The 20,300-nt window shown below is 45.2% G+C and carries 20 protein-coding genes and 2 tRNA genes; 15 read left to right on the forward strand and 7 right to left on the reverse strand.

Features of this window, described 5'->3' with window-relative positions; translation table 11 throughout:
- The first annotated feature begins 477 nt into the window (after positions 1-477).
- A complete protein-coding gene (locus tag OH458_RS02140; protein WP_005473357.1) occupies positions 478-1,116 on the forward strand; it encodes a YchE family NAAT transporter in 639 nt (212 codons plus the stop codon).
- 68 nt (positions 1,117-1,184) lie between these two features.
- A complete protein-coding gene (locus OH458_RS02145; protein ID WP_269977124.1) occupies positions 1,185-2,024 on the forward strand; it encodes an ion transporter in 840 nt (279 codons plus the stop codon).
- 117 nt (positions 2,025-2,141) lie between these two features.
- Here the strand turns inward: OH458_RS02145 and asd are convergent, their stop codons facing one another.
- On the reverse strand, positions 2,142-3,257 hold the full coding sequence (gene asd / locus OH458_RS02150; protein WP_269977125.1) for an aspartate-semialdehyde dehydrogenase: 1,116 nt from the start codon (positions 3,255-3,257) through the stop codon (positions 2,142-2,144).
- A 447-nt stretch (positions 3,258-3,704) separates the two neighbouring features.
- On the opposite strand from asd, the gene nhaC reads away from it, so the two are divergent.
- Complete coding sequence (gene nhaC, locus OH458_RS02155) at positions 3,705-5,135, forward strand: Na+/H+ antiporter NhaC (protein WP_038133934.1); 1,431 nt, start codon at positions 3,705-3,707, stop codon at positions 5,133-5,135.
- A 62-nt stretch (positions 5,136-5,197) separates the two neighbouring features.
- Here the strand turns inward: nhaC and OH458_RS02160 are convergent, their stop codons facing one another.
- Positions 5,198-6,400, reverse strand: coding sequence for an Hpt domain-containing protein (locus OH458_RS02160; RefSeq protein WP_269977126.1), 1,203 nt, complete (start codon positions 6,398-6,400; stop codon positions 5,198-5,200).
- A 106-nt stretch (positions 6,401-6,506) separates the two neighbouring features.
- Positions 6,507-7,508: a nucleoid-associated protein YejK gene (yejK, locus tag OH458_RS02165; RefSeq protein ID WP_269977127.1), complete on the reverse strand. Its 1,002-nt coding sequence runs from the start codon at positions 7,506-7,508 to the stop codon at positions 6,507-6,509.
- A gap of 84 nt (positions 7,509-7,592) precedes the next feature.
- On the opposite strand from yejK, the gene OH458_RS02170 reads away from it, so the two are divergent.
- The 4 genes from OH458_RS02170 to OH458_RS02185 all read left to right on the forward strand — a co-directional run bounded on the left by OH458_RS02170 (position 7,593) and on the right by OH458_RS02185 (position 10,040).
- Entirely contained in the window at positions 7,593-7,817 is a 225-nt protein-coding gene (locus OH458_RS02170; protein WP_269977128.1) for a YejL family protein, read from the forward strand.
- A 23-nt stretch (positions 7,818-7,840) separates the two neighbouring features.
- Complete coding sequence (locus OH458_RS02175) at positions 7,841-9,649, forward strand: DUF3413 domain-containing protein (RefSeq protein ID WP_269977129.1); 1,809 nt, start codon at positions 7,841-7,843, stop codon at positions 9,647-9,649.
- A 52-nt stretch (positions 9,650-9,701) separates the two neighbouring features.
- A tRNA-Pro gene (locus OH458_RS02180) sits at positions 9,702-9,778 on the forward strand.
- A gap of 171 nt (positions 9,779-9,949) precedes the next feature.
- A tRNA-Ser gene (locus OH458_RS02185) sits at positions 9,950-10,040 on the forward strand.
- 45 nt (positions 10,041-10,085) lie between these two features.
- Here the strand turns inward: OH458_RS02185 and OH458_RS02190 are convergent.
- Positions 10,086-11,009, reverse strand: a complete 924-nt coding sequence (locus OH458_RS02190; RefSeq protein ID WP_269977130.1) for a histone deacetylase family protein — start codon at positions 11,007-11,009, stop codon at positions 10,086-10,088.
- A gap of 285 nt (positions 11,010-11,294) precedes the next feature.
- Here OH458_RS02190 and OH458_RS02195 point away from each other — a divergent pair, with 285 nt between their 5' ends.
- The 3 genes from OH458_RS02195 (at position 11,295) to OH458_RS02205 (ending at position 13,434) form a co-directional block, all read left to right on the forward strand.
- Positions 11,295-11,975, forward strand: a complete 681-nt coding sequence (locus OH458_RS02195; RefSeq protein WP_269977131.1) for an SDR family oxidoreductase — start codon at positions 11,295-11,297, stop codon at positions 11,973-11,975.
- A gap of 131 nt (positions 11,976-12,106) precedes the next feature.
- Positions 12,107-12,640 carry a YbhB/YbcL family Raf kinase inhibitor-like protein gene (locus OH458_RS02200; protein ID WP_269977132.1) on the forward strand — a complete coding sequence of 178 codons (534 nt, stop codon included), beginning with the start codon at positions 12,107-12,109 and terminating at the stop codon, positions 12,638-12,640.
- A gap of 14 nt (positions 12,641-12,654) precedes the next feature.
- Complete coding sequence (locus tag OH458_RS02205) at positions 12,655-13,434, forward strand: helix-turn-helix transcriptional regulator (RefSeq protein WP_269977133.1); 780 nt, start codon at positions 12,655-12,657, stop codon at positions 13,432-13,434.
- Here the strand turns inward: OH458_RS02205 and OH458_RS02210 are convergent.
- Positions 13,431-15,398 carry a DNA topoisomerase III gene (locus OH458_RS02210; protein WP_269977134.1) on the reverse strand — a complete coding sequence of 656 codons (1,968 nt, stop codon included), beginning with the start codon at positions 15,396-15,398 and terminating at the stop codon, positions 13,431-13,433. The genes OH458_RS02205 and OH458_RS02210 overlap by 4 nt on opposite strands.
- Before the next feature lie 109 nt (positions 15,399-15,507).
- A complete protein-coding gene (locus OH458_RS02215; RefSeq protein ID WP_005473328.1) occupies positions 15,508-15,846 on the reverse strand; it encodes a Grx4 family monothiol glutaredoxin in 339 nt (112 codons plus the stop codon).
- Between the two features lie 272 nt (positions 15,847-16,118).
- Here OH458_RS02215 and sodB point away from each other — a divergent pair, with 272 nt between their 5' ends.
- From sodB to OH458_RS02230, 3 genes are all read left to right on the forward strand, one after another.
- Positions 16,119-16,703, forward strand: coding sequence for a superoxide dismutase [Fe] (gene sodB / locus OH458_RS02220; RefSeq protein WP_004748456.1), 585 nt, complete (start codon positions 16,119-16,121; stop codon positions 16,701-16,703).
- Positions 16,704-16,836: 133 nt separating this feature from the next.
- On the forward strand, positions 16,837-17,340 hold the full coding sequence (locus OH458_RS02225; protein WP_269977135.1) for a VC2046/SO_2500 family protein: 504 nt from the start codon (positions 16,837-16,839) through the stop codon (positions 17,338-17,340).
- Positions 17,341-17,550: 210 nt separating this feature from the next.
- Positions 17,551-18,213: an SDR family oxidoreductase gene (locus OH458_RS02230; RefSeq protein WP_005473351.1), complete on the forward strand. Its 663-nt coding sequence runs from the start codon at positions 17,551-17,553 to the stop codon at positions 18,211-18,213.
- Here the strand turns inward: OH458_RS02230 and OH458_RS02235 are convergent.
- Positions 18,210-18,668, reverse strand: a complete 459-nt coding sequence (locus OH458_RS02235; protein ID WP_269977136.1) for a low molecular weight protein-tyrosine-phosphatase — start codon at positions 18,666-18,668, stop codon at positions 18,210-18,212. The two genes, OH458_RS02230 and OH458_RS02235, sit on opposite strands and share 4 nt — an antisense overlap.
- A gap of 106 nt (positions 18,669-18,774) precedes the next feature.
- Between OH458_RS02235 and cobO the strand changes: the two genes are divergently transcribed.
- Both cobO and OH458_RS02245 read left to right on the forward strand, forming a co-directional pair.
- Positions 18,775-19,380, forward strand: a complete 606-nt coding sequence (gene cobO / locus OH458_RS02240; RefSeq protein WP_269977137.1) for a cob(I)yrinic acid a,c-diamide adenosyltransferase — start codon at positions 18,775-18,777, stop codon at positions 19,378-19,380.
- A gap of 197 nt (positions 19,381-19,577) precedes the next feature.
- Positions 19,578-20,264 carry a substrate-binding periplasmic protein gene (locus OH458_RS02245; protein WP_269977138.1) on the forward strand — a complete coding sequence of 229 codons (687 nt, stop codon included), beginning with the start codon at positions 19,578-19,580 and terminating at the stop codon, positions 20,262-20,264.
- Positions 20,265-20,300: the final 36 nt, after the last annotated feature.

Genomic DNA, 20,300 nt, shown 5'->3' on the forward strand with positions numbered 1-20,300 from the left:
TCTGAAAAACTATTTACCTACTTAGTGGTACCTAAATCCCAAAAAACCACGTAAACGCATGAAATATAAAGATTTAGTTCACAAAAGATAATTGTTCAAAATATCAGCATTCAGTTGCATTAAATGGAAAAACAACAATATCTTGTAAAAAAGTTTCATTTTTTGGCCACAAACTTTCATGTGGTCCACAAACCTTGTGCTACTGAGAGTATATCTAAAGCTGCATTTCTCTCTACATACCGACTTATTTTTTATCGAAAATGTGCAGATGTTAACGTTTGTGTCAAACAACATGATGTCGACACAGATTCTACGTAACAAAGTATGTCATTAGTATTTACGATTTATTCAATAATTAGATTTTCTCAGTAATGGAATGATTTACAGGTTAGTTTTTTTCATTCGTTGACGAACAGATTTTAGACTATATTCCGCGTGTACTAATCTTGTTGTTAACTTTGCTGTGGACATTCTTTAATGCAAACCTTCGAAATCGCTATTTTTCTGCAGTTTTTTCTCGGCTTAGTCGCTGCCGTGAATCCCGTCGGTATCATGCCGGTGTTCGTGTCCCTGACTGGCCATATGACTCAAGAAGAAAAGCATAAAACGGCAGTGACGGCCAATGTCGCGGTCGCCATCATACTTGTTGTTTCCTTACTTGCAGGCCAAATGCTTTTGGATATGTTCAGTATCTCGCTCGATTCATTCCGCGTTGCGGGCGGCTTGCTGCTTTTGAGCATTGCGTTCTCAATGATGAGCGGTAAGTTGGGTGAGGATAAGCAAAACAAACAAGAGAAGTCAGAGTACGTTAGCCGAGAGCAGATTGGCGTCGTGCCCCTAGCGATGCCGTTGATGGCAGGTCCAGGTGCGATTAGCTCAACCATTGTTTATGGTTCTCGGTACCCGAGCATGTTTGATACCGCTGGTATCATCGTTACTATCGTTTTATTTGCGCTCTCGACTTGGTTGCTGTTTCGTTCCGCTCCCTTGATCGTTCGATTCCTTGGCCAAACTGGGATTAACGTGATCACTCGTATCATGGGTTTGATTCTGGGCGCTCTGGGCATTGAGTTCATCGCAAATGGTCTGCGCAACCTATTCCCTGGGTTGGCATAAGCGCTAAAATTAGCCTGACTTAAATAAACTCGGTATGATGGAGAGATGGAATTTTTGGTCGCTCTATCATGCCGCGTAACTCACTCAGACATCACCTATACATCATTATTTTTGGCTCGCACACAAAAGCAGGTCGAGCGTTTGACTTAGCTTTAATTGTCGCGATTGTCTCTTCACTGGTCGTATTGTTACTGGAATCGATCCCTTCGATTCGCTCGGTATGGGGCGCACAACTCAAGTATCTTGAGTACACGTTTACCGCACTGTTCACGATTGAGTATATTCTGAGACTCTACTGCTCGCCCAAGCCCAGCGCTTACGCCAAGAGCTTTTATGGCGTTGTTGACCTATTGGCGATATTGCCCACCTATTTGGCATTTTTCTTCCCTTCGGCCGCTTTCATGGGCGTGATTCGTGCGCTGAGAATCATGCGGATTTTCCGTGTACTCAAACTCGTTCGCTATCTGCAAGACTCCAATCTTTTGCTTCGCTCGCTACTTATGGCTAGGCGTAAGATTTTTATCTTCTTTAGTACCGTTGCAATTCTCGTGACTATTTTTGGCGCACTGATTTACGTCATTGAAGGACCTAAAAATGGTTTTACGAGTATTCCTCAAAGCATCTATTGGGCGATTGTGACGATCACTACTGTTGGCTACGGTGATTTAATCCCGCAAACCGCGCTCGGCAAGGCGATCGCTTCTGTAACAATGCTGCTTGGCTACTCAATACTTGCTGTCCCGACAGGCATTATTACTGCGGAATTAAATCAAGAGATGAATTCACACAAATCGTTAGTTAAATGTCCAAACTGTTCCCAAAGCGGCCACGAAGCAGACGCATTGTATTGTAAACACTGTGGCAGCGAGCTCGCCGATCCTGACAAGCGGGTTGTAGCTGAAGAATAGCGAAAAACGAAAAAGGGTTGGCTTCTATGCCAACCCTTTTCAGTTATTCATCTAGGTACTTATCATATCTGAACCACACCTAAAACTGCTTTTCGAAGAACTGCTGCCCAGCTTTCGTTACGCTTTTTCAGCCAGAATGATACGGAGTGTGCGACGAAGTGGCTCCGCTGCACCCCATAGCAATTGGTCACCTACGGTGAATGCGTTTAAGAAATCATCACCCATCGCCATCTTACGAAGACGACCCACTGGGATAGAGAGTGTCCCCGTCACCTTCGCTGGTGTTAGCTCTTGCGCGGTAATATCACGCTCGTTTGGAATCACTTTAACCCAATCATTGTGCGTGGCGATCATCTCTTCGATCTCGTCCATTGGCACATTTTGCTTCAGCTTGATCGTCAAAGCTTGAGAGTGACAACGCATTGCACCGATGCGGACACAGGTACCGTCGATAGGCACTGGCGCATCTTGGAATCCTAAGATTTTGTTCGCTTCAACGCCCGCTTTCCACTCTTCTTTACTTTGGCCATTGTCACGCTTCACATCGATCCAAGGGATCAAAGAACCGGCTAACGGCACGCCAAATTTGTCCGTAGGGAATGAAGAGCTGCGCATGGTGTCAGCGACTTTCTTGTCGATATCAAGAATAGAACTCGACGGATTTGCCAATTCAGAACTCACTGAATCGTTGATCACACCCATTTGAGAAATCAGTTCACGCATGTTTTGCGCACCTGCGCCAGAGGCGGCTTGATACGTCATTGCGCTAGTCCACTCAACGAGGCCTTTCTCGAACAAGCCACCAAGGCCCATTAGCATCAAGCTCACCGTACAGTTACCGCCGACAAACGTATTGGTGCCACCATGAATGCCTTGCTGAATCTGCGCCAAGTTTACTGGGTCTAGAGTAATAATAGAGTCTTGCGCCATACGCAGAGTCGATGCCGCATCAATCCAGTAGCCTTTCCAACCTGCTTGACGAAGTGCTGGGTAGACTTTCTCGGTGTAACTACCACCTTGACACGTGATCACTGCATCTAACTGCTTTAGGCTTTCAATATCGAATGCGTCTTGAAGAAGCCCCGCGTCTTTGCCTAAGTTGGGAGCAGGGATACCTACTTGAGAGGTGCTATAAAATACCGGTTCGATAAGGTCAAAATCTTTCTCTTCAACCATGCGTTGCATCAGTACCGAACCAACCATGCCACGCCAACCAACTAAACCTACTCTCATTCTCAACTCTCCGTGTAATCAATTTAAAAAGGGAATACACCAATATTCAATTTTCGCAGCAAAATCTCAAGTGAAAATTGCATCAAATCTGTAACTTTTAGCTCTTGTTGACTCAACCTAAGCTAAACCACCTATTTTGCTGACTTTGTATCCACTTGTTATTTTCCCAACCAAAATACTCATCAATCACCACAAAAACAAAAACCACGTGCTACACAAAATTTACAAACACAAACATTGCAAACCATTAAAATTAACGTTTAACCATATTATTAACCACAAAAAACACACTAAGCAGACCAGAATCACAATAGATGCACATTATATCGAAATATTATTCTGACTAATGTAAAGTGCACCCACACCTAAAAGGCGTTCACACTCACATAGCAAATAGTAAATAAGTTGCTATTTGTACTGACTCATAACACTTATAAGAGGCTCTGTATGACGCAACTTACCCCCCGTCTGCCAAGCTTGATGCAGGTTATTGTCTCCCTCGGACTGTTTCTATTGATGGCGTTTTCATTTACTGCCCAATTAGATCTACCCATTCAACTTGCACTCTATATTGGCTGGTTCATCATCATGGTGCTGGGTATTCGTTTAGGCCACCAATATAAAGAGCTTGAAAAAGCGGCACTAAACGGTATTTCTAACGGACTTGGCGCGGTACTTATTCTTCTTGCAGTTGGTGCATTAGTGGGTACTTGGATTTCCGGCGGCATTGTTCCAACCATCATTTACTATGGTCTAAAAGCAATTCATCCTTCTATTTTCCTTCTTGCGACTATGATCATTTGTTCATTGACGGCCCTCGCCACCGGTACTTCTTGGGGTGCAGCGGGCACCGCCGGCATTGCGATGATGGGCATTGGCCAAGGGCTTGGCGTGCCAGCCCCCATCACAGCAGGTGCGGTACTATCAGGATGCTACTTCGGTGATAAGATGTCGCCACTGTCAGACTCGGTGATTCTTGCGTCTTCAATGTCGAATGTTGAGGTAATGGAGCACATCAAAGGCATGCTGCCTGTTGCGCTTATCAGCTACATCATCACGGGTATCATGTTTACCGCATTTGGCTTCCATTACGCGGGTAACGTCGACATGTCTCAAGTTCAGTCTGTTATCCAAGCGATGGAACAACAGTTCTACATCACACCTTACTCGTTTGTACCGGTCATTATCGTACTTGGATTACTTGCGATGCGTATGCCATCTTTCCCTGTAATTAGCTTCGGTTCTCTACTCGGCATTATCTGGGCAGTGATGATTCAAGACGTGGACTTCTTACAAGCGTTCAACACCGCGTGGGCGCCATTTGAAATCGAATCTGGTGTCACTTTCATTGACTCGATCTTAAATCGTGGTGGCATGTCGTCCATGCTTGGGTCTGTTGCTGTGATCGTCTTCGGCTTAGGTTTCGGTGGGCTTCTGGATAAAGTCGGTGTGCTAGAAACGATAGCGAAACTGTTTGAGCGTCGTGTTCAAAGTGCTGGCTCTCTAGCAACCAGCACCATTGGTACCGCGTTTATGGGTAACGTCTTTGGTTCAGCAATGTATGTATCATTGATTCTGACGCCAAAAATCTGTGCGAAAAACTACGACCGCTTAGGCTACAAGCGCAAAAACCTGTCTCGTAACGCGGAATTTGGTGGGACATTGACTTCGGGTATGGTGCCTTGGAGTGACAACGGCATTTACATGGCAAGTATCTTGGGCGTTGCTACGCTCTCATACGCACCTTTTATGTGGCTGAGTTTCGTTTGTATCATCGTCACCATCATAACCTCTTACATGGGATGGTTTGTTGATAAGTGCGAGCCAACCGCGCCCGCGACTGAAGAAGAAGCCCAATACCAAAACCAAACGGCTTAATTTCACTACCTACAAACAAAGAAGAGCGCCACAAAGGCGCTCTTCTTATTGAAAGCAAACAACTAGCTTTGGTTTTCTTTTAAGAATGCTTTCGCTTCCTGAATCGCGATGGTCAAACACTCATTTAACTCATCCAACAAACCAGAAAGCTGTGAAACGTCTTGTTGGATTGCAGCCTCGACTTTAGCCGCGGCTTCTCTAAGTTTATGCGCCCCTAAGTTCCCACCGACCCCTTTCAAACTGTGCGCTTTTCTTTGCGCATCTTCAGGGGAATCGGTAAGCAAACGGGTGATTTCATTCACATCATCCGCATGATCGGCGACAAACACTTCTAATAACATACACACCGATTCAACATCACCATTTAAGGAACTGAGCATGACATCGAAGTTTATTTGCGGCTCTGCCTCAACCACTTTGGGCGAGCTGGTTCCTGAGACAACGGGTTTGGCAACCGGAGGATCACTCTCTTCAATCTCGATGTTTGAAATGGAACTAGGATTGCTCTGAGCTAAAAAGAGTAAGACTAAGAAACCCGTCATGGTAAGTAGCGTTACCCCTACCGCAGCAATAAGGTGGTGACGTAAAAGCGTACGGTAGTCAATCTCAAGCGCCGAGATGTGATTAGACACATCATGAGAAATCAGCTTGTCAACTAAATAGGAGCCTTGAGCGTAGCTACTGAGTACTTGCGAAACATCAACCAATACCTTCTGTAGTTGCTGACGCTGAGGAGGCTCTAGCGTTGTGGACTCTTGATATATCTTATCCACATGGCGGAATATTTCAGCATTGGCTTTTTCTGAGAGGTACATAGCTTCAAACACATTGGCACTTAATTGGAAGTACTTGTTTGAGAGCGCCTCAGAATTGGTGTCTTGGGTTCGAGTTTGGCGAATGGTATTGGCTAGCTTTTGGACTGCTAACTCATTATCGAGATAAGCCTGCGCCTGCTCGATAAAACGATCGGTTGAAAATAGAAGTTGATTGAGATCTGGCATCAGCCAACTTTTTTGATAGAAGGCGTCAATCTGAAGCCGAAGGGCATAAATGAGCTGCAAATCCAACGCTTGGCGCTCGATCATTTTAGTTCGATAAGGTGCGTCGTAAATGAGCGAGCTTCTCAGGCTATCAATGCCATAGCCGAGCTCTTCCACTTGCAGCCGACTTGACTCTACAGTGCGGTAGCTACTTCCTATCCCGACCAAAGCGAGGAGCCAAAGTAACGAAAGTACTAGGCCTAACTTCAACCACTTGCGTTCCATGCAATACCTATTTGAACAAATTGCTATGAATACAAGAATATACGTTATCGGGAGGAAAGGTAGGACTAAGCACTAATTAATTGCGCCTAGTCCTATATTCTGAGGTTTAGCGGTTACGCGTCAATTGATCGCGAAGATTGGGCGGCGTCCCTTTAATGGTAAGGGTATCCGTTTCTGGATCGTAAAAAATACGTTCGCCAAGTAAAAGACTGTCAAAGCTGACATTGAGTCCTCCGCCCGCACCCACGTACTTAGTCAATTTACGCACTGTCGTACGATCACCAGGAAAACTCTCTTCCAGTTCGTATCCCTGCTCTTGGGTGTAATCTAAGAAGCTGGTACCGTCTTGAGAAGAAGGCAGCTCTCCCGATAACTCTCGTACCTGCACCTCATCGCCCGATTTAATCTGTTCGTTACAGTAGTCTGCCACTTGTTTTTTGTAGCTGATCACTTCATCTTTTTCGAATTTTGAGTCCGCGCAAAAGTCTTCGACGGCTTGCATCAATACTTGGTTTTGCTGCTTAGTATCCAGTCCAACTTCAGCCTGCAAGAAATCCAGGAAGAAGTCCGCCACTTTGCGCCCAACTCGGCCTTTAATATAGGCGAGGTAGCGATTAGACTCTTTGTCCGTCTCATAACTGGTCAAGTCGATGCGCGCAGCGATGTCCATTTTGCTCAGGTCTAAATAGTCCGTCGCGCTGATGTCCAAACCTTCTGTCACTTTCAAACTTTGGTTAGATGGAATGATGGCAACAAATAGGTAATCTGTTGCCAACGATTGGTACTCGGCAATCACCAAGATACCTTCATCCGCAAACGGGTACTTTGACAATTCTTCTTTCAAACGAGTCGCGCTGCTTTGCGAAAAGTCATAGAAGCCAAGCTCTCCTTTGCGCATTTGCTGCAACCACTGTTGAAATTCGCTGTCTGATTTAAACGAGCCAAAGCCTTTGCCCGCCTTGGAGTGAAACACTCGGTGCAGTTCAGCAATCAGGTTTTCAGTAGAAGCATCATTGGCAAGAGAATCGGTTCTAAAATTAACGATAAGTTCGTCTGAATCGTTTTTTTGCAGTTGATGAAGGATAACGTTGGATAGTTGAAGGCTCATGATGAAATTTATCGCTGCATAGGTTTCAGTTGCGTGGCATTGTAGGTTATCATAAGCCGCTTTATTATCAACATTAGAACACTTATGCCGATTACATCTAAATACAGCGACGAGACCGTTGAGAAGATCCTTACAGAGATCGCGATTGTGCTTGAAAAACATGCGTCATCACCAGAGCTTTCTCTGATGATTGCAGGCAATATCGCTACCAATGTCTTAAATCAAGATGTTGCACCTTCACAACGCAAAGTAATTGCTGAAAAATTTGCACAAGCACTTATTTCTTCGATTGAAGAAAAATCACACTAATCGCAAATAAATAGAACACATACATGGTAGATAGCGGAAACACATACGGCGAACGTGTATCACGTTTGGTAGGTTGGGGGCACTGGTTTGCCTTCTTCAACATTATCGCAGCAATGTTGATCGGCACCCGTTATATCACTCAATCACCTTGGCCAGAAACTTTGCTCGGCCAGTTTTATTTGGCGATGTCTTGGGTCGGCCACTTTGGCTTTCTTGTCTTCGCTCTCTACCTTTTAGTATTGTTCCCGCTGACATTTCTTGTTCCCTCAAGAAAGCTGTTTAGACTGATTGCCGTCTGCTTTGCCACACTTGGGCTTACGCTGTTACTGATTGATACTCAGGCCTATCAAACGATTAACCTCCACTTAACCCCCGTGGTTTGGGAAGTCTTGTTCAATGATGATAAGTCTCGTGTCAGTGCGGACTTACAGCATCTATTTATCGTAATGCCACTTATCTTTATGCTCCAACTTGGCTTGTCTGAGTGGGTATGGAGAAAACAACGCAAGCTCTCTCACAAGCATGTTGGGCGTCCATTGGCTGCTCTCTTCTTTGTCAGCTTTATTTCAAGTCACTTGATTTACGTGTGGGCCGATGCTTACTTTTACAATCCGATTACTGCGCAACGTGCGAACTTCCCGCTCTCCTACCCGATGACAGCAAAATCGTTTATGGAGCGTCACGGCTTACTGGACCGAGAAGAGTACTTGGAGCGCCTGCAGCAAAATAAAGAACAAAACACAGAGCTCGTTAGCTACCCGCTTGAAGCGCTCGAATTTAGTCGTCGCGCTAACCCACTTAATGTTTTAGTCATTAGCGTCAACAACCTTCGTGGCGACGCATTAAACGCCGACTGGATGCCAACAGCAAACGAGTTTGCCAACAACAATCTCAATTTCTCAAATCACTACAGTTCAAGTAATGATTCATTTGGTGTGTTTGGCCTGTTTTATGGATTACCGAGTGCTTACGCCCCAAGCATCAAAACACAAGGGACTAAACCGATCATCGTCGATACCTTGCTAGACAAAGAGTACGCTTTTGGCTTGTTCAGTGGCGACAACTTCGACGATCCGATTTACGGCGAATCCATATTCCGAGGCATGCCTTTTACCGGAGTACCTTTTAATGGTGAACTTTCTCAGGATAAGCAAGCCATTGACGCGTGGGCTACCTGGGTGCAAGAGCAAGGTGATTCACCTTGGTTTAGCTTCATTGAATTAACAACGTTAGACAACTTTAGCGCCTACGACAGCGGTGATGAGAAACAAACCAGCAGTGAAAAGATCAAAGCTGGTTATCAGAAGTCCGTTCAAACCGCAGATAACGAGCTAGCTGAGTTGTTTGCTTATGTCGAAAAGCTTGAACTTTCAGACTCTACCGTCATTGTCTTGACCTCAAATCACGGTACTGAGTTTAACGAGACCAACACGAATAGTTGGGGAGCTAACTCCAACTACAGCCAATATCAATTGGTGGTACCTATGGTCATTCACTGGCCAGGTAAGGTAGCCACTCAGTATCAGCATAGAACGAGCCACCTCGATCTTTCCGTCACCTTATTGCAAGATCTGCTTGGTGTTTCCTCTAACCCGAATGACTTCAGTAGTGGCCGTAACTTATTTGATGAACGTTCAAGAAAGTGGATTTTAGCCGGAGATTCGCGCGAGTTGGCGTTAATCACGACTAAAAACACCACAGTGATAGATAAGTTTGGCAACTATAAACTTTACGATAGCAGCTACAAGCGACTAAAGGACGAAAATCCAACGCTTCCTGTACTTATGCAAGGCTTAACTGAGCTACAGCGCTTCTACGTTAAAAGTAACTAAATCATGGTGTTAGGATTGACTAAAGCATAGCAACCTATTACATTATCGGAATCGGACTGTAGCGCAGCTTGGTAGCGCACCGTCATGGGGTGTCGGGGGTCGCTGGTTCAAATCCAGTCAGTCCGACCAATACACCTTAAAAAGAGAGCTTCGGCTCTCTTTTTTGTTTTTAGTCGCTGATAAAGTATAAAAAACGGCCTGTTAAATACTTTATTGTGTTCAAGCGGTCATAATTAAAGCAAACAGTAAAATTAAGGGTTTACAACTTTTCTAAACCTCTATATTATTCGCTTCAACAACGGAGAGATGGCTGAGTGGTTGAAAGCACCGGTCTTGAAAACCGGCATACGTTAATAGCGTATCTAGGGTTCAAATCCCTATCTCTCCGCCACATTTCGTAAAAAAGCCGCTAAGCAATTAGCGGCTTTTTTCGTTGTTAGCAAGCATACACATCGTAAGCAGCGTGTATCAACTGCATGTGAACTGGAACCAAATCACCATGATTGGTTCGATACCCACCACCTACTACGCACGCAATCGGCAACCCATTATCCTTTGCTAAAGAGAACATAAACTTATCTCTTTCATAGATCGCCTTAGTAGAAACATCAAAGTAGCCCAACTCATCCTCGTGATGAATATCCACGCCAGCGTCGTATAAAATAAGGTCTGGCTGATGAATCGAGATAGCCATCTCCACGACGGAGCGAAATGTGCTCAAAAACTCCTCATCGCCCGTATTTCTACTTAAAGCAACATCAAGATCTGAGTCAGGTTTGCGTGCGGGAAAATTTTTATCGCAATGGAAAGAAAGCGTGACGATGTTTTCTTCTTGTTCACATAAGGTTGCCGTGCCGTCGCCATGATGCACATCGCTATCGATAACAATGACTTTTTCTATTCCCTCTAAGGTAAGCGCTCGTTTCGCCGCAAGTACCAAATCATTGATCAAACAAAAACCACTACCGAAATCTTTGTGGGCATGGTGATAACCACCACTGAGATGAATCGCGACCCCGTGCTTAGCACTCTGCTCTACAGTTTCACTGGTTCCACCCGCTGATGTAAGAGTACGACTCACCAGAGTTTCACTCCAAGGAAAGCCAATTCGCCGCATTTTAGGCGCGGGTAAAGCACCACTAAAAAGTGCATCAATATAATCATGACAATGTACTTGCTTGACACATTCTGCCGATAGCGGTGACGGCTCTACAAATTGAAATGCTCGCTTCCACCTAGGGTCGCACTCTCGTTGCTGAGTGATGGCTTCATAAAGCAGTTGGTACTTTTGAATCGGATATCGGTGCCCTTCTGGAAGCGGCAGTTGCGAGTAAATTGAGTGATAGATCAGCGGTATCATAGCAGCGAGTAAAGTGTTGATGTTGTTTTATGGTATCAGCTTGAACCTAGGTTGAAAAACTGATTAAATGATAATAATTATCATTTAATCAGTTTACTATCGTGTATAGAACTCTCTATTTTTATTTGGGCATTATTTCCGGAACCGCTTCAGCGTTGATTCTATTTCTTGCGATGTTTGTCGCGGCGGGTCTATTTGTTGTCCAACTCGTCTCTTAGCTAGGGAAAACTAGCCGGAATTTTGATAGCCTACGGATTCAGTATTGAATTGAGGGGCGATATCACGATGAATACCATTCTCATCACTGGCGGAAATAGAGGTATAGGTTTTAGTCTTGTTAAACTTTACTTAGAGCAAGGTTGGTCGGTACACACTACCTATCGAAGCGCCGACAGCTCACAGCAATTACTCTCAAATAACCATAAAAACCTCACATGTCACCAGCTGGACGTCACCGACTACGCGTCAGTCAAAGCATTAGCGAAGCAGTTATCAGCAATCGATGTGCTGGTGAATAACGCAGGCTATTACGGTCCGAAAGGGTATGGGTTTGGCAACACAGACGTAGAAGAGTGGCGTAAAGTATTCGAGATCAACACGATCGCCCCACTCAAACTTGTCGAGGCATTCTACACAAACCTTGAAAAAGGTAGGCTTAAAAAGATCGCATGTTTGTCGTCAAAAGTAGGGAGCATGACGGAAAACACGTCTGGCGGTGGCTATATTTATCGTTCATCAAAAGCCGCGTTAAATTCTGTCGTAAAGAGCCTGAGCAATGATCTCGCAAAGCAAGGTTTTACTGTCTTGGCTCTTCATCCTGGCTGGGTGCAAACCGAAATGGGAGGACCTAACGCCCTCATCGATACCGAAACTTCAGCTCGTGGCTTATACAACGTTATAGATACGACAAAGCCTTCTCAATCTGGGCAATTCATTAACTATGATGGAAATCCGCTCCCTTGGTAACAACCTCAGCAATTTATTTCACAATAAGTATCACCTTAGCCATACCATTGGCTTATATTGATACTTATTGTCGAACTTGAGAACCACAAGCTCGCTACACTAACTTCGAACTTAAGCGTAGGAGCAACCCCATGAAAACAACAACACTCAGTCTACTGACTCTCGCAGTCATGACTTCAACCGCAGCGCAAGCATTCGACATTAGCAGCAAAGATATCCAAGAAGGTCACCCTATGGCCAAAACCTTTGAATATTCTGGCTGGGGCTGTGATGGAGGCAATATTTCACCTCAGTTGCAATGGGATAATGTTCCTCAAGGTACACAGAGCTTTGCGATCACCGCCTATGACCCTGATGCCCCAACTGGAAGTGGCTTCTGGCATTGGATTGCAACCGATATCCCTGTTAGCCTGTCTGAGCTTCCAAGAGGAGCAAACATCAAAAAACTTGGTGGTCAGGAACATCGAATTGACTACGGTTCGGTGGGCTTTGGGGGCGCTTGCCCTCCAGAAAAAGATGGTATGCACCGCTATCAATTTACCGTTTGGGCACTTCCTAAAGCTAAGCTAGGGTTAAATGAAAACACACCACCAGCGGTGATTGGTTTTACACTAAACAGTCTTGCTCTTGATAAAGCAACGCTGACAGCAACTTACACTCGCTAAACAAGGGCTGGGGAATGAACTATCAGTACCAAGTAACCACATTTCGAGCCAAGCAATTGCAAAAGCTTAGAAATGTCACCATGCATTCCCCTACTTTGATTCAAGTGCTGTCAGGGAGCAAAAGACTGTATTGGAAAGAAGATGCCGTCGCGCTCACCCATCAGCGTTTTTTACTTTGCCCAGCATCGAGCTCTCTCAGTTTCGAAAATATGCCTGATAAAGGACCGTTTTTATCGCGGGTATTTAGCTTCCATCATCTGCCAACTGAATCGATGATGCAATTGAGTTATGAGCATCAAGGTTCCTCGGATTCGCCACTCTTAAAGTATGATAAGGCTTTGCTTGCTAGCTTAGATGCGCTAGCCTCTTTCGACCTAAGCACCATGAGCAGTGAGACACAGATCTTATGGCTTATGCCGTTGTACCAGCAGCTAGCAGAAAAAGGGGCACTACAACTGCTCTTTCCTTCGCAAGAAGCATCGCTAAGTCATAAGTTGAGTCGCTATCTCGCCCTTTCACCTGGCGAAAATCATCCACTAGAAGAGGTGGCGGACAAGTTTGCGATGAGCAGAGCCACGCTGATTCGTAAGCTAAAACAAGAAGGCTTACAGTATCGAGAGCTACTAGCAGAAGTAAGACTCAACCATGCTCTTCACCTGATGCAATCCACACCGTGGAGCACACTCAACTTAGCGCAAATGTGTGGCTATCAATCCGAAGAGCGGTTTAGCCAACGCTTTAAGAGCAAGTTTGGGATTACGCCAAAAGAATACATAAAAACCGTCACAGGTTAGGATGCTTTAGCGCTCGACGATCCTTTTCTTCCCGCTGTTTTTCCTTTGCCACTGGTTCGGCGTTTACGCTTGAACGCAGGCCGCTCAACCTTAGGTAGATGACGCAGCGATTGTGGAATCTCCCCCGATTTAACTTGAGACATCAAACCATCGATACGGGTTTGCAGTGCCTGCATAAAAGGGCCATAGGCTTGATTTCGCTCGGCCATGCCCTGCAATTGGTGTTCCCAATGTGCCGTCATGTCTGGATACGTCGACTCAGACGGCAGCGCATGCACTAAACCTCGTCCTGCGGGGCTACTCAAAATGGATTTACCTTGGCGAGTCAAGAGCTGGCGCTTAAACAAGGTATCTAAGATGCCCGCGCGTGTCGCTTCTGTGCCAAGACCATCGGTTTCTTTAAGGATTTTCTTAAGTTCTTTGTCTTCGACAAAACGCGCAATCCCCGTCATAGCCTGAAGCAAAGTAGCTTCTGTAAAATGCTTAGGCGGCTCGGTTTTACGGTCTTTGATTTCCCCTTCACGGCACGTAAGTATCGTTCCTTCGGCTAACGGAGGGACAGCGTCGACACCGGAATCCTCCTCATCTTGCTTACCCATCAACGCTTTCCAACCTGCCGAAACAAGTTGTCGACCTTTGGCTATGAATGTACCACCTGCAATATCAAACACTAGTTTTGCTTCTGCATAGACCGCCGCCGGATAAAACTGCATTAAATATTGGCGGGCAATCTGCTGATAGATTTTCATTTCATTGCCAGAAAGGGCGTTCACTGACGCTTTTTTAGGCGTAGGGATGATGGCGTGGTGAGCATCGACTTTTTTGTCGTTCCACGCTTTTGACTTGATGCTGAGGTTAGCGCCAGAAACCGCATTTCCTAATTCTTTAGCATTGTTACCAATTGCATCACAAACGCTACTTGCTTGCCCATAGTGTTCCATAGGCAAATAACGACAGTCCGAACGAGGGTAAGTAATCAACTTATGTTTTTCATACAAAGACTGACATGTATCTAGAACTTGTTGCGCACTCATCCCAAAACGCTTGGCGGCATCAATTTGCAGCGCAGAGAGCGAATAGGGTAATGGTGCCGACTGCTTGGTTTGCTTCTGTTCTGATTCCACCACCTTGGCAGGCTGATTCGCGATGCGCTGAGCAACATTCTCTACCAACTTACGGTTAAGAACTCTACCCTCTTCATCCTGCCAAGGCTGACACGCTTCACTTGGCTTCCAACGCGCACGAATATCAAATACACAGCCCTCTCCTTGATAAGGAATGAGCGCATGTAAGGTGAAATAATCGCGAGGAACAAAATTTTCGATCTCTTCGTCTCGGCGTACAACTAAGCCCAGAACTGGCGTTTGCACTCGCCCAACCGACAACACACCTTGATAGCCAGCCTTTTGGCCAAGCAGGGTATACGCACGAGACATGTTCATGCCATACAGCCAATCGGCTCGTGAACGTGCCAACGCAGAAACAGACAAAGGAATAAAGTCACGATTACTGCGCATCTGATCGAGCGCTCGTTTAACCGCAGGTAAGTTCAAATCGCTAATCAATAAACGCTGGGTCGATTCTTTTTTGGTCTTACTGACTTTGCAATAATCTAAGACTTCATCCACCAGCAGCTGCCCTTCTCTGTCAGGGTCTCCAGCGTGAATAATCTGATTGGACTCTTTTAGTAACTTACGCACAACCGTAAGCTGTTTGCTCGCAGACTTTCTTGGTCGCAACTGCCACTGTTCTGGGACAATGGGTAAATCGGCTAGATTCCATTTTTTGTAGCGTTCATCGTAGGCATCAGGCTCTACTTGTTCGAGCAAGTGGCCAATGCACCATGTCACAACATCCCCGTTCCCACAGCGAATAAAACCTTGATCGTTTTTTTTAGGGCCAGGTAACGCTGCGGCAATCGCTCGGCCAAGACTTGGCTTTTCCGCAATAAAGAGACGAGACATAAAAACACATCGAATAGATACAATAAGGGCCACATTTTGATAATGCGGCCCTTATAAATCAAGAAAAACTGTAAATTTAAACAGTATTATGCAGCATCTAAGAAGCGAATTACGCCTCTTCACCGCCTTCAGCGCGAGCAGCGGCTTCTTTGATGATTGGCTGTAGTTCGCCTTTTTGGAACATCTCGATGATGATGTCACAACCGCCGATCAGCTCACCTTCAACCCAAAGCTGTGGGAAAGTAGGCCATTGTGCGTACGCTGGAAGCTCAGCACGGATATCAGGGTTTTGTAGGATATCTACGTAAGCGAACTTCTCGCCGCATGCCATCAGAGCTTGTGCCGCTTGAGAAGAGAAACCGCAGCTAGGTAGCTTAGGCGAGCCTTTCATGTAAAGAAGGATCGCGTTCTCTTCAATTTGCTGTTTGATTTTGTCGATAGTTTCCATTGCTTCCTCTTAATGGAGTTACTGCAAGTTATCCAGACATTCTAAACCATTGGTAGAGAATAAAAAGCCCAATCTACATGGGGTTTTAGACCATAATGAAATTTCATATAGAAATTGCCTAGCTAAGCTTTTAATAAGGCAAAAAATTGCTAAACTAGAGCGCAAGTCAGCACAATGACCGTGATCTATTTTTCTAACGATCACGAATAACAAATAACATTGGAAGCAATCGAAAGGGTCTTCACTCTTTCATATTAACGGAGAATCGAGCAATGGCATTTGAACTACCAGCTCTTCCTTACGCAAAAGACGCACTAGAACCACATATCTCAGCTGAGACTCTAGATTTCCACCACGGTAAGCACCACAACACTTACGTTGTTAAACTAAACGGTCTTATCCCTGGTACTGAGTTCGAAGGCAAATCACTAGAAGAAATCATCAAAACTTCTACTGGTGGCGTATTCAACAACGCAGCTCAAATCTGGAACCACACATTCTACTGGCACTGTCTAGCGCCTAACGCAGGTGGCGAACCAACAGGTGCTGTTGCAGATGCAATCAACGCAGCATTCGGTTCTTTCGAAGAGTTCAAAGCGAAATTCACTGACTCTGCAATCAACAACTTCGGTTCTTCTTGGACTTGGCTTGTTAAGAAAGCAGACGGCTCTCTAGAAATCGTGAACACGTCTAACGCTGCAACGCCACTAACAGAAGAAGGTACGACTCCACTTCTAACTGTTGACCTATGGGAACACGCTTACTACATCGATTTCCGTAACGTTCGTCCAGACTACATGAATGCATTCTGGGCACTCGTTAACTGGGACTTCGTTGCTGAAAACCTAGCAAAATAATCCTCTCCCCTAGGATTTAAAATTTAGTCGCTTAAAAAGCCAGCACTTAGCTGGCTTTTTTCTTTTCTTAACAGCAATTTCGCTAAAGTTTCGCTGCCTATCGTCGCTATAAAAGCAATAGATGAGGGCATGTATGCAAATCCATACTTTAGACAAAGCGAGCATTATCAACGAGCTTCAGTTCGGCACGGGTATCAGCCACGCCGTCCACGAAGGTCGCAGAGCTGACTTTGCCCTTATTTTGTCGATGTTTTCTGACGATGTGCGAGACAACACACCTGTCGAAAAGATAGAACAACCTGAACTGACAGAAAATGTCCTACGCCAACGCTTTGAGCTTCCCGATCCGCAGCCACTGCGCTCCGATCAAAGCTCCTACGACATTTCTGCCACCCAAGCGAGCTTGTTCCATAGTGCGGGATTGCCGAGCGCCAAGCTCAGCCACTACCTTAAACCGGATGCGTTGACCTATCTACCTGAAGATACTCACGATCTACCAGAAGAGGTTTACCACAACCTTTCCGGCCATCAACGTCGACAATTGGGCGAGAAAGAGCCAAAACAACTCATGCCTGCTGATTTGTACAATAAGTTGATCTCAGCACAACGCAGTTTTCAGATTTCTGCACAAGCATAGTGCACCCCTTTCTTTATTAAGATCACAAACTTGCCTGCTCAGTTTGTTTGCTCGTTCACTAAACCAATCATTTAATGTGAATGACCGCAAAGAAACGCCGATTCCTATGTGAAGCAATGGATTAATTTGACGTCATTCACAACTTAATAACAGTTAATCAACCATGCTATCCAAACACACCTTATTGATTGGTTTCAGGGGGAAATACCAATGAATATTAATCGCTCTGTCGTTCTTGTAACGTCTGCAGGTTCCCAACTCGGTAGCACAATGGCTTGCCACTTTGCTTCACTTGGGGCTACGGTCGTACTTTGCGATAAAGAGACTCCCCAATTATCAGAAACTTATCAGCTTTGCTCGGACATCTCGAAAGACATCTACCAATTTTCGATTCCTGATCATTCGATGAATTCAATTCAGGCGTTATTTGATTTTATTGATCATCAAGTTCAGCGTTCTCCAGACGTGCTGATCAATGCGATCACAGTACAAGCGATGCCGAACATTTTTGATCAATCTGCCAGTGATGTGTTCACTCAACGCCTCTCTTTTATGGCCGCAACCCTGTTTACCTTTGGGCAAGCGACCGCAGAGAGAATGCGTGAAGAGAAGAAAAATGGCGTGATTGTCAATGTGATCTCTCACAATGACTACCAAGACTTGTCTGGGCTAGATAATGCAACGTCCATGGTGGCAGGATTTACCCAAAGCTGGGCGAAACAGTTAACCCCATTTAATATCCGCGTTGGTGGTGTGGTTCCAGCCGTTGAGCATGACTCAATGCATTGGGCCGAAATTCAAGATGAATTGATCCGCAATACTGAATACATTGTCTCTAACGACTACTTCAGTGGCCGGGTTATGGCAGCTTAGTTATTCTCGATAGCATCAAGGACACCGTCACTCGCTTCTTCGATCAAATCTAACACCAACTCAAAACCTTGATCGCCTCCATAATAAGGGTCGGGAATCTCAACATAGTTTGACGCTGCATAGTTCAAAAACAGCTTCAGCTTATGTTGATGATGCTTAGGGCACTCTGCGATAAGATTGTCTAAATTTGCGCGATCGGCGGCTAAAATCAGGTCAAAATCATCAAAGTCTGCTGGTACAACTTTTCTGGATCGAATTCCTTGAAATGAGTAGCCTCGCATTTCCCCAGCGGCTTTAGAGCGTGGATCTGGCGGATTCCCTTGGTGGTAACCGATAGTTCCAGCAGAATCGATCTCGACACTGACTCCGCGCGCCTTCGCCTTAGCTCGGAGAATCGCCTCCCCGGTTGGCGATCGGCAAATGTTGCCCATGCACACTACTAAAATTTTTTTCATTGCCCTCTCCCCATTTCGCACCTTTGTCCTTAAGATTCGCAGGTGTTTGAGTCTGCTGTGATGCGCTATGATAGCCACAGAATGATGAATTAAAAAAGGATTTCCCATGACAGCAGAAAACAACAAAGACGCTCGTCACAAAGCAAGACAACAAAAAGTAAAAGAGAAAGTCGATGCTAAAGTCGCGGCAGCTCAAGAAGAAAAAGGACTACTATTGATGATCACGGGCAACGGCAAAGGAAAGTCGACGTCTGGTTTCGGCACCATCGCTCGCGCCGTAGGTCATGGACAAAAATGTGCCGTTGCCCAGTTTATCAAAGGCACTTGGGATAACGGCGAACGCAACTTGCTGGAAAAGTTAGGCGTAGAGTTTCAAGTCATGGCCACAGGATTCACATGGGAAACACAAAATAAAGCGGCAGATACAGAAGCAGCGCAGATCGTCTGGCAAGAGTGTAAGCGTATGCTCAAAGATGAATCGATTAACGTCATTTTATTTGATGAGCTGACTTATATGGTGAGCTACGGCTACATCGAGCTGGATGAAGTGGTCGAAGCGCTGGAAAATCGCCCGAAAATGCAATCTGTCGTGATTACGGGTCGTGGTGCCCACCGCACACTGATTGAAATGGCCGACACGGTATCGGAAGTGAAAAACGTCAAACATGCCTTTGAGTCCGGAGTGAAAGCATTGAAAGGCGTTGATTGGTAAAAGCAGCCAATCACATATTCTAAAAGAGCAGCTTTTGTTATGAACGCTGCTCTTATTCCCTTCCGATTTATTCAGTAACAAGTCAAACGGTTTTGTTTTCATCGACTATTATAAATGAGTTATCTATCAACAATAATTGAAGTATGTCGATACTCAAAATAACACTGATTACCATTTGCTGTTTTTGGTCAGTCTATGTGAACGCCAAAATCACTATTATGACGGAAGATTTTGCCCCGTTTGGCTATTACGACGATCAAGGAAAACTAACTGGTATCGGTGTTGAGCTCGTCCAAGCTATCACCGAAAAGCTCAATGTGGATAGCAACATTCAAGTATTACCTTGGTCCCGTGCGATCAAAAAGCTTGAACTCCTTCCTAATCGAGCCTTATTTTGTGTGGCGAGAACCCCGGCACGCAATGATAAGTTTGAGTGGGTGGGTCCTATTTTGTCCGATGGAGTCTACCTCTATCACACCAACGATTTTGACTCTTCGAAAGACACTATCCAAAGTGCAAAGTTGTGGAAAAACATCGCAGTTACAGCAAACTACCCAGAACATCAGGTATTAACTGAGTTGGGGTTCGACAATTTGTGGATAACAAACCAGCCGCAAGAGAACGTTCGTCTTCTGATTTATAATCGAGTCACTGCCATGGTAGCGGGTGAGTTTGCGATGCCTAGTCTTCTTAAATCTCTAGAAATGGATGGGACAGATGTCGTTCGTTCCGAAATAAGCTTATTTGATATCGAACTGTACATCGCCTTTTCCAAAGGCACCGATCCACAAGTGTTACGCAAATGGCAAAATGCACTTGAGGAACTGAAGTCCTCGCCTCAGTATTATCAGATAAGACAGCGCTATACCGTACCAACCCAATAATGAAAAAAGCCAGCATGACTATACTGGCTTTTCTGA

Source organism: Vibrio sp. MarTm2, assembly GCF_027587055.1.
In the GTDB taxonomy this organism is placed as follows: domain Bacteria; phylum Pseudomonadota; class Gammaproteobacteria; order Enterobacterales; family Vibrionaceae; genus Vibrio; species Vibrio sinaloensis_D.